Annotated in this window: 16 protein-coding genes; 10 read left to right on the forward strand and 6 right to left on the reverse strand. The window is 73.2% G+C overall.

The annotated features are described in order from the left end of the window. Window positions 1-13 precede the first annotated feature (13 nt). Entirely contained in the window at window positions 14-982 is a 969-nt protein-coding gene (locus HZF07_RS00995) for an ROK family protein (protein WP_157346306.1), read from the forward strand. Here HZF07_RS00995 and HZF07_RS01000 read toward each other — a convergent pair. The 3 genes from HZF07_RS01000 to HZF07_RS01010 are packed head-to-tail and all read right to left on the reverse strand — an operon-like array spanning window position 915 to window position 3,509. Beyond that, window positions 915-2,159: an ornithine cyclodeaminase, nickel-pincer nucleotide-dependent gene (locus HZF07_RS01000; RefSeq protein WP_181644603.1), complete on the reverse strand. Its 1,245-nt coding sequence runs from the start codon at window positions 2,157-2,159 to the stop codon at window positions 915-917. The two genes, HZF07_RS00995 and HZF07_RS01000, sit on opposite strands and share 68 nt — an antisense overlap. A gap of 16 nt (window positions 2,160-2,175) precedes the next feature. Continuing rightward, entirely contained in the window at window positions 2,176-2,700 is a 525-nt protein-coding gene (locus HZF07_RS24270) for a hypothetical protein (RefSeq protein WP_157346308.1), read from the reverse strand. Between the two features lie 35 nt (window positions 2,701-2,735). Next, window positions 2,736-3,509, reverse strand: a complete 774-nt coding sequence (locus HZF07_RS01010; protein WP_157346310.1) for an alpha/beta hydrolase — start codon at window positions 3,507-3,509, stop codon at window positions 2,736-2,738. 107 nt (window positions 3,510-3,616) lie between these two features. Between HZF07_RS01010 and HZF07_RS01015 the strand changes: the two genes are divergently transcribed. The 3 genes from HZF07_RS01015 to HZF07_RS01025 are packed head-to-tail and all read left to right on the forward strand — an operon-like array spanning window position 3,617 to window position 5,723. Then, entirely contained in the window at window positions 3,617-4,342 is a 726-nt protein-coding gene (locus HZF07_RS01015; RefSeq protein ID WP_181644604.1) for a lysophospholipid acyltransferase family protein, read from the forward strand. Further along, complete coding sequence (locus HZF07_RS01020) at window positions 4,339-4,842, forward strand: flavin reductase family protein (RefSeq protein WP_181644605.1); 504 nt, start codon at window positions 4,339-4,341, stop codon at window positions 4,840-4,842. The genes HZF07_RS01015 and HZF07_RS01020 overlap by 4 nt, the downstream gene beginning before the upstream one ends. Next, on the forward strand, window positions 4,839-5,723 hold the full coding sequence (locus HZF07_RS01025) for a hypothetical protein (RefSeq protein WP_181644606.1): 885 nt from the start codon (window positions 4,839-4,841) through the stop codon (window positions 5,721-5,723). The genes HZF07_RS01020 and HZF07_RS01025 overlap by 4 nt, the downstream gene beginning before the upstream one ends. Window positions 5,724-5,789: 66 nt before the next feature. On the opposite strand, the gene HZF07_RS01030 is transcribed toward HZF07_RS01025, so the two are convergent. Both HZF07_RS01030 and HZF07_RS01035 read right to left on the reverse strand, forming a co-directional pair. Further along, entirely contained in the window at window positions 5,790-7,265 is a 1,476-nt protein-coding gene (locus tag HZF07_RS01030; RefSeq protein ID WP_181644607.1) for an FGGY family carbohydrate kinase, read from the reverse strand. Beyond that, window positions 7,262-8,089: a DUF1028 domain-containing protein gene (locus HZF07_RS01035; RefSeq protein ID WP_157346312.1), complete on the reverse strand. Its 828-nt coding sequence runs from the start codon at window positions 8,087-8,089 to the stop codon at window positions 7,262-7,264. The genes HZF07_RS01030 and HZF07_RS01035 overlap by 4 nt, the downstream gene beginning before the upstream one ends. Window positions 8,090-8,159: 70 nt before the next feature. On the opposite strand from HZF07_RS01035, the gene HZF07_RS01040 reads away from it, so the two are divergent. The 5 genes from HZF07_RS01040 to HZF07_RS01060 all read left to right on the forward strand — a co-directional run bounded on the left by HZF07_RS01040 (window position 8,160) and on the right by HZF07_RS01060 (window position 13,400). Next, a complete protein-coding gene (locus HZF07_RS01040; RefSeq protein ID WP_309504202.1) occupies window positions 8,160-9,413 on the forward strand; it encodes an MFS transporter in 1,254 nt (417 codons plus the stop codon). 116 nt (window positions 9,414-9,529) lie between these two features. Next, the gene (locus HZF07_RS01045) at window positions 9,530-10,756 is read left to right on the forward strand and encodes a pyrophosphate--fructose-6-phosphate 1-phosphotransferase (protein ID WP_157346316.1); all 1,227 of its coding nucleotides are present in this window, start codon (window positions 9,530-9,532) and stop codon (window positions 10,754-10,756) included. 68 nt (window positions 10,757-10,824) lie between these two features. Further along, a complete protein-coding gene (locus HZF07_RS01050) occupies window positions 10,825-11,853 on the forward strand; it encodes a 6-phosphofructokinase (protein ID WP_157346318.1) in 1,029 nt (342 codons plus the stop codon). A 63-nt stretch (window positions 11,854-11,916) separates the two neighbouring features. Beyond that, window positions 11,917-12,444, forward strand: a complete 528-nt coding sequence (locus HZF07_RS01055; RefSeq protein WP_181644608.1) for a SigE family RNA polymerase sigma factor — start codon at window positions 11,917-11,919, stop codon at window positions 12,442-12,444. Beyond that, window positions 12,441-13,400, forward strand: a complete 960-nt coding sequence (locus tag HZF07_RS01060) for a hypothetical protein (RefSeq protein ID WP_157346320.1) — start codon at window positions 12,441-12,443, stop codon at window positions 13,398-13,400. The genes HZF07_RS01055 and HZF07_RS01060 overlap by 4 nt, the downstream gene beginning before the upstream one ends. A 4-nt stretch (window positions 13,401-13,404) precedes the next feature. On the opposite strand, the gene HZF07_RS01065 is transcribed toward HZF07_RS01060, so the two are convergent. Continuing rightward, on the reverse strand, window positions 13,405-14,175 hold the full coding sequence (locus tag HZF07_RS01065) for an endonuclease/exonuclease/phosphatase family protein (RefSeq protein ID WP_157346322.1): 771 nt from the start codon (window positions 14,173-14,175) through the stop codon (window positions 13,405-13,407). A 54-nt stretch (window positions 14,176-14,229) separates the two neighbouring features. On the opposite strand from HZF07_RS01065, the gene HZF07_RS01070 reads away from it, so the two are divergent. After that, window positions 14,230-14,793: a nucleotidyltransferase family protein gene (locus HZF07_RS01070; RefSeq protein WP_309504204.1), complete on the forward strand. Its 564-nt coding sequence runs from the start codon at window positions 14,230-14,232 to the stop codon at window positions 14,791-14,793. The last annotated feature ends 17 nt before the right edge of the window (window positions 14,794-14,810 follow it).

Here is a 14,810-nt window from a genome sequence, read left to right on the forward strand (position 1 = left end):
CAGCGGCACCGCGATGGCTCTCTTCATCGGCGTCGACATCGGCGGCACCAAGGTGCTGGCCGCCGCGGTGTCGTCGACCGGCCGGGTGCTGCGCACGGCGCGCCGGAGCACGCCCGGCCGCCAGGTCGAGGCGCAGCTGATCGAGGACGCGCTGACCGAGGCGGTCGAGGAGATCGCCGGCGTACGCCGCCCCTCGGCGATCGGCATCGCCGCCGCGGGCTTCGTCGACGCCCAGGGGGAGCGGGTCCGCTTCGCCCCGCACCTGCCGTGGCGCGACGAGGGCGTGCGGGCCCGGCTGGCCGAGCGCTGGAGCGCGCCCGTGGTGCTCGACAACGACGCCAACTGCGCGGCGCGGGCCGAGATCGCGTACGGCGCGGTGGGCGACGCACAGCACGCGCTGATCGTCACCCTCGGCACCGGGATCGGTGGCGCGGTCGTGCTCGACGGCGCGGTGCACCGCGGCTACAACGGCATGGCGGGGGAGTTCGGGCACATGCAGGTCGTGCCCAACGGCCAGGCCTGTGAGTGCGGCGGGATCGGATGCTGGGAGCGCTACTGCTCCGGCAACGCGCTGGTGCGCCACGTGCGGGCCAACAACGGCGCCGACGACGTCACCGGTCCGGAGATCACCGAGGCCGCGCGCGCCGGCGACCCGGTCGCGCTGGCGGCCTTCGCGTCCGTGGGTGAGTGGCTCGGCATCGGCGTCTCCAACCTGGTCGAGGCCTTCGACCCCGAGATCGTCGTGGTCGGCGGCGGCCTGTCGGCCGCCGACGACCTGCTGCTCGGGCCGGCCCGGGTGGCGATGCGCGAGTCGCTCGTGGGCGCCGACCACCGGGTGGTGCCGCCGATCGTGCGGGCCGGACTCGGCCCCGAGGCCGGCGCCGTGGGCGCGGCCTACCTGGCCCGGGAGAGGTTCAGGAGCGCCGGTACTCGGGCACGAGCTCGACGGCAAGCTGCTCGAGGAACAGCCCCACGTCGGTGACGATGCCGCGGGCCTGCGAGGAGCCGCGGTCCGCGAGCTTGGTGACCGTCGCCGGGTTGATGTCCACGCACACCAGCGGGATCGACGCCGGCAGGATGTTGCCGGTCGCCACCGAGTGCAGCATGGTCGCGACCATCAGGCAGAAGCCGACCCCCTCGAGCTGGCCGCGCATGGCGCGCTGGCCGTCGATCACGTCGGTGTGCACGTCGGGCAGCGGACCGTCGTCACGGACCGAGCCGACGAGCACGAACTCCTTGCCCTGGGTGACCAGCGCGTGCATGATGCCGCCGGTCAGCACGCCCGCCTCGACGGCCTCGCGGATCGAGCCGGCCTTGCGGATCGTGTTGATCGCGCGGATGTGGTGCTCGTGACCGTGCTCGACGCCGCGGCCCATCGCCAGGTCGACGCCGAGGCTGGTGCCGTAGAGCGCCGACTCGATGTCGTGGGTGGCGAGCGCGTTGCCGGCGAAGAGCACGTCGACGTACCCGGCGTTGACCATCGCGACCATCGCCGGCGCGGCGCCGGTGTGGACGACGCCCGGACCACCGACCCACAGGACCTTCAGGCCCTGGGCCTTCGCCTCGCGCATGCCGTCGGCGACCTGGCGCACGAGGACGGCCTGCGGCTTCTCCGAGGACACCTCGGACTCCATGAAGCCGAACGCGCCCGCGCTCGCGTCGGGGGTCGGCACGGTGACGTGCACGCCGTCGGCGCCGGTGATCACCAGCATGCCCGCGCGTACGTCGGACATCGGCAGCGTGTAGACGCGGGTGGCCTTGCCGTCGGCGTCGCGCTCGAGCACGAGCCCGCAGTCCATCTCGGGGTTGCCGACGCGCAGCCAGGCACCGTCGACGCGGACCCGGGTCTCGAGGTTGGTGGTCGAGTAGAAGTGGTCGGGGAAGACGCCGTCCCGCTCCGCCACGGCGGTGGTCGCCTCACCCGGGTCGACCTGGTTGACCCCGCGGGTCTGGAGCCGCATCAGCAGCCGCTGCAGACTCTCCTCGTCCTCGGCGATCACGTTGATCACCGCGTGCGAGGTGTCGTCGGTCTCGCGGCCGACGTCGAACTTGTCGATCGTGTAGTCACCGCCGTACTCGCGGATGTCGTCGAGGACCCGGGAGAGGATCCCGTGGTCCATCAGGTGCCCGGTGATCTCGACGGTCTCAGAGGCGCTCACAGACGCACAGTAGTGCTCACACTTGGGCGCCGTCGTCCCAGGGGTCGCGCGGCTCGCGGGGCATCTTGACGACGAGGTAGACGAACCCGCCGACGAAGCCGCAGACCAGCAGGTAGCCGAGCCAGGTCGGGATCGAGACCGACAGCAGCAGCGCGAGCAGCAGCACGAGCGGGGACCCGAAGACACCGGCCCAGGCGATGGCGCGGTCGGGGGCCAGGCGGGGGAGCGGCGGCGGCTCCGGAGGGGTGAAGCCCTCGACCTCGTCGTCCACCGCGTCGTCGATCGGGTCGGGCCCGAGCTCCTCCGGACGGTCGCTGGCGGCGAACCCGCTGGCGTCGGGGAACCGGCCCCCGAACGGCCCGGCCGGAGGCTCCTGCGCCGGTCGGTCGGCGGTCGGCTGGTCGGGCGTCGGCTCGTCGAGGGTCGGCTCGTCGAGCTCCGCGCGCGCGCCGTAGTTGTCGACGATCGCCTGCCAGGCGAGCTCGTCGGCTGTCTTGTCGCGGTCGTCGCGCTCGTCGCGCGGGTCGCGGGGGTCCGGCACATGCACGAGCGTATGCCCCGTCCGTGAACTCCTGGCTACGAGCCCGCGGTGATCCGGGCGACGAAGGCCGCGGACTCGTCGAAGATCCGGTCGGCGTCGTTGTCGACCGTGGCGACGTGGTAGCTGTTCTCCAGGCGGACGATGGTCACGTCGGTCGAGGAGACCTTGCCCGTGATGATCGGCTCCGACGCCTCGTCGACCACGTGGTCCTCGGTGGAGCGGAAGTAGAGGATCGGCGCCGTGACCCTGGGCAGGTCGGCGACCAGCGACGGCCAGGCCCGGAAGAGCGTGTGGATGGCCTTGAGCGGCGTGCGGTCGTAGCCGTGCTCCTGGCCGCCCTCCTTCTTGATGTCGTTGGCCAGGCCCGGGAACGACTTCACCACGTGCTTGAGCACCGGCAGGAGCTTCACGTCGAGCCGCTTGGTCGCGACCGCCGGGTTCACCAGCACCAGGCCGGCGACGTCGGCGGGGCGGTCGGCCGCGAGCCGCAGCGCCAGCGCGCCACCCATCGACAGGCCGCCCACCACGACCGCGTCGTTGTCGGCCACGAGCCGGTCGAAGGCGGAGGTGAGCTCGGCGTACCAGTCGGCCCAGGTCAGCGTGTTGAGCTCCTCCCAGGTGGTGCCGTGCCCCGGCAGCCGCGGCACCTCCACGGCGTACCCGCGCTCGGCGAGCGCCTCGCCCCACGGCTTCATCGACGCGGGCTGGCCGGTGAACCCGTGGCTGAGCAGGACGCCGACGCGGCGGCCGCCCGTGAGCTCGGGCCGGGCCGGCGCGGAGAGGGGCGACGCGAGGGGGTGGATCGTCATGCGCGAAGTGTGCACCACGGCGACCGCTGGGCGGAGAGGTCTGGGGAACTCCCGGGGTACGGTCTAGGCTTCGCCCGACGGAGTGTTGGGCTGGCGCGGAGGTTTCGGTGTTCTACTGGTTCCTGAAGTGGATCGCGCTGGGGCCCTGGCTGCGCCTGGTCTTCCGGCCGCGGGTCTCGGGTGCCGAGAACGTCCCGCTCGAGGGTCCCGCGATCCTGGCCAGCAACCACCTCTCGTACGCCGACTGGCTCTTCATGCCGCTCACGCTGCCGCGGCGCGTGACGTTCGTGGCGAAGGCGGAGTACTTCACCGGCAAGGGCCTCAAGGGCTGGCTGCAGAAGACGTTCTTCGCCGGCTCCGGGCAGGTGCCGATCGACCGCGCGGGCGGCAACGCGTCCGAGGGCGCGATCATCTCCGCGAAGCGGCTGCTGGCCGAGGGCGAGCTGTTCGGCATCTACCCCGAGGGCACCCGCTCCCACGACGGCCGCCTCTACCGCGGCAAGGTCGGCGTGGCGCGGCTCGCGCTCGAGTCCAAGGTGCCGGTGATCCCCGTCGCCGTCGTCGGCACCGACGTGGTGGCGCCTCCCGGCAAGACCTTCGGCCGGTTCACGCGCCCGATGGTGCGCTTCGGTGCGCCGCTCGACTTCTCGCGCTACGAGGGCATGGAGAACGACCGCTACATCCTGCGCTCGATCACCGACGAGATCATGTACGAGATCATGCGGCTCTCCGGGCAGGAGTACGTCGACATGTACGCCACCCGCGCCAAGGAGCTCTCGAAGAAGGAGTCGGACGCCGAGCGCGGCGAGGGCGAGTCCAAGCTCGCCTCGTGACCATCCACGACACGCACCCCTTCGCGGATCCCGAGCCGGACCCGGTCCGCCGCTTCCGCGGGCGACTGGGCGGCCCGGTCTCGCTGGTCACGACCGGGGCGGCGGCCGACCGCGCGGGGCTGACGGTCTCGTCGTTGATGGTCGCCAACGGCTCGCCCGCGCGGGTGCTCCTGCTCGTCGATCCCGACAGCGACCTCGCCGACGCCGTGGCGTCGTCGGGGACGGCGGTCGTGCAGCTGCTCTCGTGGGGCGACCGCGACCTGGCCGAGGCGTTCGCCGGCACCGCACCGGCGCCGGGCGGTCCGTGGCGGCTGGGCACCTTCGAGGACACGGAGTGGGGGCCGCGGCTGTCCTCCGCCGCGACGTGGGCCGGGGTGCGCGTCGAGTCGACCTCGACCGCCGGCTGGTCCTCGCTGCTGACCTGCGTCGTCGAGTCGATCGAGGTGGGTGCGGACGACGAGCCGCTGATCTCGCGGCGGGGCCGGTGGGTGCGGCCGTGAGCGAGCTGCTGGAGATCGCCGAGGAGCTCTACGGGCTGCCGCTCGCGGAGTTCACCCCGGCCCGCGACGCGAAGGCCAAGGAGCTCAAGGGCACGCCGCTCGCGGCCCAGGTCAAGGCGCTGAAGAAGCCGTCGGTGGCGGCGTGGGTGGCGAACCTGCTCGTCCGCCACGACACCGAGCAGGTCGACCAGGTGCTCGCCGTCGGTGCCGCGCTGCGCGAGGCGCAAGCGTCGATGTCGGGCGACGAGCTCCGGGCGTTGACCAAGCAGCGCCGCCAGCTCACCTCCGCGGTGACGACCGGCGCCCGGCGGATCGCTCGGGAGGCCGGCACCCGGGTCACCGAGTCGGTCGCCGAGCAGGTCGAGGCGACCCTCACCGCCGCGATGGTCGACGAGCGCTGCGCGCAGGCGCTGCGCAGCGGGCTCCTCGTCTCCGCGCTCGCGGCCACCGGGGTCGACGCGGCCGACGTCGCCGCAGCGGTCGCCGCGCCCGAGGCGCTGGGCTTCGCCGCCAGCCCCGTGGAGACCGCCGCCCCCGCCCGCCCGGAGCTGCACGTCGTACCCGACCCGGAGGCGGACGCGAAGGCCGTCGCGGCCGCGGAGTCGGCGCTCGCGGCCGCCGAGGAGGCGCTCACCGAGGCGTCGGAGGCGCACGAGGGGGCCGCGGACGCCGTGGCCCGGCTCGAGGCCCGCGGCCTCCAGCTGCAGGCCGAGATCGCCGAGCTGCGCGCGAAGATCGACGAGCTCGAGACCGCGGCCGAGGAGACCGACGACGAGCTGTCCGAGGCCGAGGACGCCCGCGCGGAGGCCGAGGCCGAGCTCACCGCCGCCACCCGGGCCCGCGACGCTGCCGCTGCCGACCTGGCCCGTGTGAAGCGATAGCCACAGACGTTGTGGCTGTTCCCGGAGGCCAGGAACGACCAGAACGTCGCTGGCTATCGCAGCGGGTCAGCCCTCCCAGCCCTTGGCGAGCTCGACGGCGCGGGTCCAGCGGGCGTGGGCGGCGTCGGCCGAGTCGCGGTCGGTGGCCGGCTCGAAGCGGCGGTCGAGGGTCCAGGTGGCGCGGAGGTCGTCGGTGGAGGCCCACACGCCGACCGCCAGGCCCGCGAGGAACGCGGCACCGAGGCCGGTCGTCTCGACCGCGGTCGGCCGCTCGACCGGCACGCCGACCAGGTCGGCCTGGAGCTGGCAGAGCAGGTCGTTGGCGGCGGCACCCCCGTCGACCCGCAGCGCGGAGAGCTGCGGCATCACGTCGAGGACGTCGCGCACCTCGTGGGTGATCGCCTCGAGCGTCGCGCGTACGACGTGCGCGCGGGTGGTCCCGCGCGTGATGCCGACGAGCAGGCCCCGGGCGTCGGGGTCCCAGTGCGGGGCGCCGAGGCCGGTCAGGGCGGGCACGAACACCACGCCGCCGCTGTCTTGCACGGTGGCCGCGATCGCCTCGCTCTCGGCAGCGGACCCGACGATCTGGATCCCGTCGCGCAGCCACTGGACCGCGGCGCCGGTCACGAAGATCGAGCCCTCGGAGCAGTAGGTCATCTCGCCGTCGGGGGAGCGCCACGCGGCCGAGGCGAGCAGCGCGTCGGAGCGCTGCACCGTCGAGCCGGTGTTGGTGAGGATGAAGGAGCCCGTGCCGTAGGTGCACTTGGAGTCGCCCTCGTCGAAGCAGGTCTGCCCGAAGAGCGCCGACTGCTGGTCGCCGGCGATGCCGGACACCGGCAGCGACAGCCCGAGGAAGGACTTCGGGTCGGTCGTTGCGATCTCGCCCCAGCTCGGCACCAGCTCGGGGAGCGCGTCGCGCGGCACGCCGAAGAGCTCGCACAGCTCGTCGGACCAGTCGCCCGCCTCGAGGTCGAAGAGCAGCGTGCGGCACGCGTTCGAGACGTCGGTGACGTGGTACGTACCGCGGGTCATCCGCGCGACCAGGTAGGAGTCGACGGTGCCGATCGCGTAGCGGCCCGACTCGACCAGCGCCCACGTGTGCGGCTCGTTCTCGCGCAGCCACATCAGCTTGGTGCCCGAGAAGTAGGGGTCGAGTCGCAGCCCGGTCAGCTCCGCGACCCGATCCTCGTGGCCGTCGTCGCGCAGCCGCGCGCACAGGTCGGCGGTACGGCGGTCCTGCCACACGATGGCCCGCCGGGGCGAGCCGAGGGTCTCGCGGTCCCACAGCAGCACGGTCTCGCGCTGGTTGGTGATGCCGACCGCACGCAGCCGGTCGGCGTCGTACCCCTTGAGCGCGTCGCGGGTCGCCTCCAGCGTCGCCTGCCAGATCTCCTCCGGCGTGTGCTCGACCCAGCCGGGCCGGGGGAAGTGCTGGGCGAACTCCTGGTAGCCGCGTGCCGCGATCCGTCCGTCCTGCTCGACGACGAGCGCGGTGACGCCGGTGGTGCCGGCATCGATCGCCAGCACCGCGTCGGAGCTCACCGGTCGGCCTCGGTGTCGCGGATGATCTCGAGGATGCGCACGTCGATCCAGGAGCCGTCGGGAGCGACCCGCATCTCGTAGTTCTCGGTGCCGACCCAGGCCAGGAAGTCGCGGGCGCCGGCGGCCCGCGCCAGCTCCTCGAGCTCCTCCGCCAGGTCGGGGGTGACCGGCACCTTCTCCTCCTCGGTGGAGGCGGTCAGGTAGAGGTCGTTGAGCGCGAGCAGCCGGGCGAGCTCGGTGATCGGTTCCGGGTGGTCGTCGACCCGGAGGTCGACCGCGATGTCGTCGAGGCCGCCGTACCCCGCCTCCTCGCGCACCACGAGCAGCGCCGCCGACTGCCGCCCGCGCGAGTCGCCGCCGGCGGCGTCCCCGGCGATGAGCGCCTCGAGGAGGCGCGCGCCGAGCGGCGCCTCCGGCGAGGAGTCCAGCCACGCCGCCTCCATCGCCTCGACGACCTCGGAGCCGGCCAGGATGTTGCCCTGGATGGCGTAGCCGTCGCCGGTGACACCGCCGGCCCAGTCGAGGCAGGCGGACCCCGTGTGGCTGGCCGCGCCGCCGTCGACGTCGACGATGCCGACCTGGCGGTGCTCGCGGCCCTCGTCGTCCTCGAGCAGTCGCTGCAGCGCCACCGAGGCGGTAGCGCCGTCGTCCAGATGGGCGAGCGCCTGCCCCTTGTAGGCGACGTTGGCGTCGGCCTGGGTCGCGATGGCGCCGACGCCGGCGACGGCGGCAGGGACCGCCGCGCCGACGGCCAGGAACTTGGAGGCGACGGCGACGCCCCACGACTCGCCGTCAGCGGAACGGGCCACGATCGAGAACGTCATGGCCCGACAGTATCGACTTCGGCCGATAACAATTTGCCTCCGACCACGGTCGTGCCCGGAGGATGTGCCGGTGCTCGATCGCCTCGCCGCCAAGCTCGGCTTCCCGTCCCTCGGCCACCACCGGCGCTTCGTCACGGCGATCGCCATCGACGCGGTCGGCAGCGGGGTCTTCATGCCGGTGTCGATGCTCTACTTCCTCGTCACCACCGACCTGAGCCTGGTGCAGATCGGTGCGGCGATCTCGATCGCCTCGGCAGCCTCGATCCCCGCGGGTCCGCTGCTCGGCGGCCTGGTCGACCGGCTCGGCGCCAAGCAGGTGCTGCTCGCCGGCAACGCCCTGCAGGCCGTGGGCTTCCTCGCCTACCTGGTCACCGAGTCGTTCGTCGGGCTGATCCTGTGGACGGTCGTGGTCTCCGTCGGGCGCACGGCGTTCTGGGGCTCCTACGGCAACATCGTCGCGGTCATCTCGCGGCCGGGGGAGCGCGAGAAGTGGTTCGGCTTCCTGGGCGCGCTGCGCAACGTCGGCTTCGCGATCGGCGGGCTGCTCTCCGGCGTGGCCATCACCGTCGGCACGCACGCGGCGTACCTCTCCGTCGTCCTCGTCAACGCGCTCTCGTACGTCGTCGCGTTCGTGCTGCTGCTCGCGGTGCCGTCGACCCCCGCGACCGGGCACCGGTCGCCGGAGGGCGCCTGGCGCACCGTCCTGAGCGACCGGCCCTACCGCGTGCTCTGGCTGGTCCAGCTCGCCTACTCGACCGCGATGATGGTCCTCAACTTCGCCATGCCGGTGTACGCCGTCGCCGTGCTGGGCCTGCCGGGCTGGGTCACGGGCGCGGTCTTCACGATCAACACCGTCATGGTCGGGTTCGGCCAGGGGCTGGTCGTGCGCGGCATGACGGGGAGCCGGCGTTGGCGGGTGCTGGTGCTGACGAACCTGGTGTTCGCCGCCTCGTTCCTCGTCATGCTCGGGGCGAGCGAGCTGTCGGTGGTCGCCGCGACGGTGGTGGTGCTGGTCGGCTCGGTCGTCTACACCGGCGGTGAGCTGCTCGGGGGGCCGGTGCTCGGCGCGCTCGGGGCCGAGGCCGCGCCCGACCACCTGCGCGGGCGCTACCTCTCGCTCATCCAGCTCGCCTGGACGATCTCTAGTGCGGTCACGCCGGTCGCCTTCGCGTGGCTGCTGGACCGCGGGGAGTCGCCGATCTGGCTCGCGCTCACCGCGGTCAGCCTCACCGGTGCGCTGCTCGCCGTCCACCTGGGCCGGGCGCTCCCGGAGGCCGCGGCGCCGGTGACCAACGAGGCCGCCGAGGAGGAGGTCGCGGTCTGAGGCGGGGCGGGACCTTCGGCCTCTGGCCCAGGGGCGGTCGAGGCTTTAGTCTTGTAGGGACCTAAGACCGATCGTTTCGCGCCCGAAGTGCGGAACCGCCCACCCGAAGAGAACCCATGACCGTCCGTCGCGTTGCCCTCCTCACCGCCGGTGGCCTGGCCCCCTGCCTGTCCTCGGCGGTCGGCGCCCTGATCGAGCGCTACACCGAGCTCGACCCGGGGATCGAGATCATCACCTACCGCGACGGGTACGCCGGCCTCCTCGGCGGCGACCACCTGACGGTCACGCCGGAGGACCGCGAGCGGGCACACCTGCTCCACGGGTTCGGCGGCAGCCCGATCGGCAACAGCCGCGTGAAGCTCACCAACGTCAAGGACTGCGTCAAGCGCGGCCTGGTCGCCGAGGGCCAGGATCCGCTGCACGTCGCCGCCGAGCAGCTCACCAAGGACGGCGTGGACGTGCTGCACACCATCGGTGGCGACGACACGAACACCACGGCTGCCGACCTCGCGGCGTACCTGCACGACAACGGCTACGAGCTGACCGTCGTCGGCCTGCCCAAGACGATCGACAACGACGTGGTGCCGATCCGGCAGTCGCTGGGCGCCGCGACCGCCGCCGAGCAGGGTGCGCTGTTCGCCCGCAACATCGTCGCCGAGCACTCGTCCAACCCGCGGATGCTGATCGTCCACGAGGTCATGGGCCGCCACTGCGGCTGGCTGACCGCCGCCACCGCGGCGAAGTACCGCGAGTGGCTGGCCACCCGGGAGTTCTCGGGATTCGGCGACAACAACGAGCGCTCGTGGGACGTCCACGGCGTCTACGTGCCCGAGCTCAGCTTCGACATCGCGTCCGAGGCCGAGCGGCTCCGGGCGATCATGGACGAGACCGGCTGCGTCAACGTGTTCCTCTCCGAGGGCGCCGGCGTCTCCACGATCGTCGAGGAGATGCTCGCCCGGGGCGAGGAGCCCAAGCGCGACGCCTTCGGCCACGTCAAGCTCGACACCATCAACCCGGGCTCGTGGTTCGCCAAGCAGTTCGCCGGCATGGTGGGCGCCGAGAAGACCATGGTGCAGAAGAGCGGCTACTTCTCGCGCTCCGCGGCCGCGAACGACGAGGACCTGGCGCTGATCCGCGCCTGCGCCGACCTCGCGGCCGAGGCCGCGCTGCGCGGCGAGAGCGGCGTCGTCGGTCACGACGAGGAGGCCGGCGACGTGCTGAGGGTCTGCGAGTTCCCCCGGATCAAGGGCGGCAAGGCGTTCGACCCGACCGTCCCGTGGTTCCGCGAGCTGCTGCAGGACATCGGTCAGCCCGAGGGCGCCCTGGTGCCGTCGGCGCACTGACCTGGCGGGCCGCTCCCCACTAGAGTCTGTCGGGCTGGGACCGACCACGACTCGATCGAGGAGCAGCCATGCGCGTCGGAGTACTCACCGGAGGTGGGGACTGCCCCGGCCTCAACGCCGTCATCCGCGCGGTCGTCCGCAAGGGCGTCAAGACGCACGGGTTCGAGTTCGTCGGCTACCGCGACGGCTGGCGCGGCCCGCTCGAGGGCGTGACGATGGAGCTCGGGATCGAGCAGTGCCGCGGCATCCTGCCGCGCGGCGGCACGATCCTGGGCTCCTCGCGGACCAACCCCTTCAAGCTCGACAACGGCGTGGGGCGGATCAAGGACAACCTCGCCAAGGACGGCGTCGACGCGCTGGTCGCGATCGGTGGTGAGGACACGCTCGGCGTGGCCACCAAGCTCGCCGACCTCGGCGTCGACGTCGTCGGCGTCCCGAAGACCATCGACAACGACCTCTCGGGCACCGACTTCACGTTCGGCTTCGACACCGCCGTCAACATCGCGACCGAGGCGATCGACCGGCTGCACACCACCGCCGAGTCCCACCACCGGGTGCTCGTCGTCGAGGTCATGGGCCGGCACGCGGGCTGGATCGCGCTGCACTCCGGGATCGCGGGCGGCGCCAACATCGTGCTGATCCCCGAGCAGCCCTTCGACATCGGAGAGGTCTGCGCCCTCGTCGAGAGCCGCTTCGAGTCGCACTACGCCCCGATCCTGGTCGTCTCCGAGGGCGCGGTGCCGCGTGAGGGCGGCGACATGACGCTGGTCTCCGGGGACGTCGACGAGTTCGGGCACGTCCGGCTCGGCGGCATCGGCGACCGGCTGGCCAAGGAGATCGAGGCCCGCACCGGCAAGGAGGCGCGCGCCGTCGTGCTCGGCCACATCCAGCGCGGCGGCACGCCCACGGCGTTCGACCGCTGGCTGGCGACCCGCTTCGGCCTGCAGGCCATCGACGCGGTCGCCGAGGGCGACTTCGGCACGATGATGGCGCTGCGCGGCACCCGCATCGACCGGGTGCCGCTCGCCGAGGGCACCGGCGAGCTCAAGCTGGTCAGCCCGGAGGAGTACGCCGAGGCGCAGGTCTTCTTCGGCTGACGGAACCGGCCCGCCGGGGGCTGCGTACTAGACGGTGAGACCACCCTGGTGCGAGGAGGGCCCGTGACGGCCGAGCAGGAGTTCGACGAGTTCGCGATCGCCGCGTGGCCACGGCTACGGCGGTCGGCGTACCTGCTCACCGGTGACCACCACCTGGCCGAGGACCTCGCGCAGACCGCGCTGGCCCGGACCTACGCGAGCTGGCAGCGGGTCCGTCGCGCCGACGCGCTCGCCTATGCCCGCAAGGTCATGGTCAACGCCAACATCGACCGGCTGCGGCGCCGGCGCGCCACCGAGGTCGGGGGTGCCGCGGCCGAGTCACGGCTCGCGCGGGAGCCGGTGGCCGACGTGGGCAGCGAGGAGCTGGCGTCCGACCGCGACGCGATCGTGCGGCTGCTGGGCCGGCTGACCGACCGCGAACGGCGCGTGGTGGTGCTGCGGCACTACTTCGACCTGTCCGAGGCGCAGGTGGCGCGCGAGCTCGGCATCGCGCCCGGCACGGTGAAGAGCGCGCTGTCCCGGGCGCTGGGGAAGCTCCGGGTCACCGCGGCAGAGGACGAGACGACCTTCGTGAGGGAGGGACTTCGATGAGCACACGCACGATCGAGCAGCTCGAGCGGGAGCTGCAGCACGACGAGGGGGAGCCCCTCGACCACGCCGCCCTCGTCGCGATCCGGGCGGCCGGCCTGCGGCGCCGGCACCTCAACGTCGCCGGCATCGCGGTCGGGGTGCTCGCCGCCACCGTCGCCACCGGCCTCGTCCTGAGCGCCGTGCTCGGCGGCGGCCCCGGTCGCGCGTCCGACCCGCAGCCGGCCGGACCGCCCCACGACCGGCTCTCGCCGCTCGCCGAGCGCACCCTGGCCGTCATCCCCGGCGCCCAGCAGGTCTCCGACTGGCAGGTGGTGATCACCCCGCCCGACGACGCCGTCCGTGACTGGGTCGACGAGGCCGAGGTCGTCGGCGCGCCGGTCGACACCGGCGCCCACTACTACGCCGGCGTCACCAGCTTCCGGCCCCGGGGCTTCCCCTCGTGGCTCCACCGGGGCGTCGCGCACGTCGAGCAGACCGAGCTCGCCGATCCCGACGGCAGCTACCCCGTCGGCTCGACGGACATGGGCATCCTCGTCGACAGCGGCGCGGCGTACCTCGGCTGCGTCGGCAGCCAGGACTCGTGCGGCCCGGCGCTGCTGACGCGGACCGACCACGGGTGGGGCTACGAGTGGGGGATGGGCACCGACGACTTCCTCACGCCCGGGTCCGACATGGAGGTCTTCCTGAGCAAGGACTACTCCACCGGGGCGCCGGGGGAGCTCGTGCTGGCGGGGCTGCCCGGCACCGACGTCGCGCGGGTCGACCTGGTCCAGGCCGACGGCACCGTCGTGGCGGGTCATGTCGCACCGGGCACGATCGTCCGGGGTGCGTCGATGATGTGGGGGACCACGGTCGGCGAGCCGGCCGCGGTCGTGGCCTACGACGCGGACGGCCGGGTGATCGAGCACCACCGGCTCCGGGCCTGCTCGGACCCGGTCGACTGCGAGGTGCGCTGAGCGGTCAGCCGAGCTCGAGGTCCACGACCAGCGCCAGGTGGTCGGAGATCGCCAGCCGGCACGCCTCCGCGCGCACCGCGCGCACCCGCCCGTCGGCGAGGACGTGGTCGATCTGGACGGCGGGACGGTGGGCCGGGAACGTCGGCCGCGCGGCCAGCGAGCGCAACCTGCTGACCCGCGTCGCCGGGCCCGACCCCATGTTGAGGTCCCCGGTGAGCAGCAGCGGCCGACGCGCATCGGCCAGCGCCGTGCGCAGCTGCGCCAGCTGGCGCCGGTTCCAGTAGGTCAGGAAGGACAGGTGGGTGGTGGCGACCGTGACGCACCCGCCGGCCGGCAGCTCGACCTGGGCCGCGACCGCGACCCGGGGCTCGTCCCGCACCAGACGGGGGAGCCGTTGACCGTGGAAGACCCACGGCGCCGGCACCGGGGCGCCCGGCAGCCGGACGACCTCCCAGGCCGCGACCGGGTGGCGGCTCAGCAGCGCGACGCCGTACCCGGCGCTCTCGGGGTGCTCGGCACCGGTGGCGGCCGTCCAGGTGGCGCCCGGGCTGCCCGCCAGCGCAGCGACGAAGCGATGGTCGACGGCGCCCATCGCCTCGGCGGCCACGGCGGTCAGGTCGGCGTGCGCCGACCGCGACTGGTTCCGGTCCACCTCCTGGAGCGCGAGGACGTCGGCGTCGAGCTCGCGGACGGCGTCGGCGAGCAGCCGCGGGTCGACGTGCTCGTCGCCGTGGTGGCGGCTTCCGTGCAGGATGTTGAACGTCGCAAGGCGCATCGAGGGGGCGGTACCCCGAGCATGCGGCGGCGTACACGCGGTTACCCATCACGCGTGGAGAACGTGCAGGGCGGCCTGCGGGAGGCGCTCAAGCTCGTCGCCGTCGCGCTCAAGGACGGCGACGCGCCGTTCGCGCTGACCGGCGGCTACGCGCTCTGGGCCCGCGGGGCGCCGGAGCCCGTCCACGACGTCGACTTCATGGTCGCCGAGGAGGACGCGGCGCGGACGGCCGAGCTGCTCGCCGACCAGGGCCTCGAGGTGGTCCAGCCCCCGGAGGACTGGCTGTTCAAGGTGTACGTCGACGGCGCGATGGTCGACATCCTCTTCCGGGCGGGCGGCGACCCCGTCACGCGCGAGCGGCTCCACGACGTCGACCAGATCGAGGTGGAGTCGGTGCGGATGCCGGTGCTGTCGGCCACCGAGCTGCTGGTCGACAAGCTCAACGCGCTCGAGGAGCACGCCTGCGACCTCGGCTCGATCGTGCCCGCGGCCCGGGCGGTGCGCGAGCAGGTCGACTGGGCCGCGGTCGCCGAGGGCACGGCCGGCAACGACTTCGCGGCGGCGGCGCTCTTCCTGCTCGACCGGCTCGGCGTCGCGAGCGGCGCCGCGCCTGATTAGACGCCCCGCCAAGGGGG

Source organism: Nocardioides agri (assembly GCF_013778305.1).
Classification (GTDB): domain Bacteria; phylum Actinomycetota; class Actinomycetes; order Propionibacteriales; family Nocardioidaceae; genus Nocardioides; species Nocardioides agri.

Coding starts and splice junctions, on each gene's coding strand:
- HZF07_RS00995 (WP_157346306.1), top strand. CDS start 14: ATGGCTCTCTTCATCGGCGTCGACATCGGCGGCACCAAGGTGCTGGCC.
- HZF07_RS01010 (WP_157346310.1), bottom strand. CDS start 3,509: ATGACGATCCACCCCCTCGCGTCGCCCCTCTCCGCGCCGGCCCGGCCC.
- HZF07_RS01035 (WP_157346312.1), bottom strand. CDS start 8,089: ATGACGTTCTCGATCGTGGCCCGTTCCGCTGACGGCGAGTCGTGGGGC.
- HZF07_RS01045 (WP_157346316.1), top strand. CDS start 9,530: ATGACCGTCCGTCGCGTTGCCCTCCTCACCGCCGGTGGCCTGGCCCCC.
- HZF07_RS01050 (WP_157346318.1), top strand. CDS start 10,825: ATGCGCGTCGGAGTACTCACCGGAGGTGGGGACTGCCCCGGCCTCAAC.
- HZF07_RS01060 (WP_157346320.1), top strand. CDS start 12,441: ATGAGCACACGCACGATCGAGCAGCTCGAGCGGGAGCTGCAGCACGAC.
- HZF07_RS01065 (WP_157346322.1), bottom strand. CDS start 14,175: ATGCGCCTTGCGACGTTCAACATCCTGCACGGAAGCCGCCACCACGGC.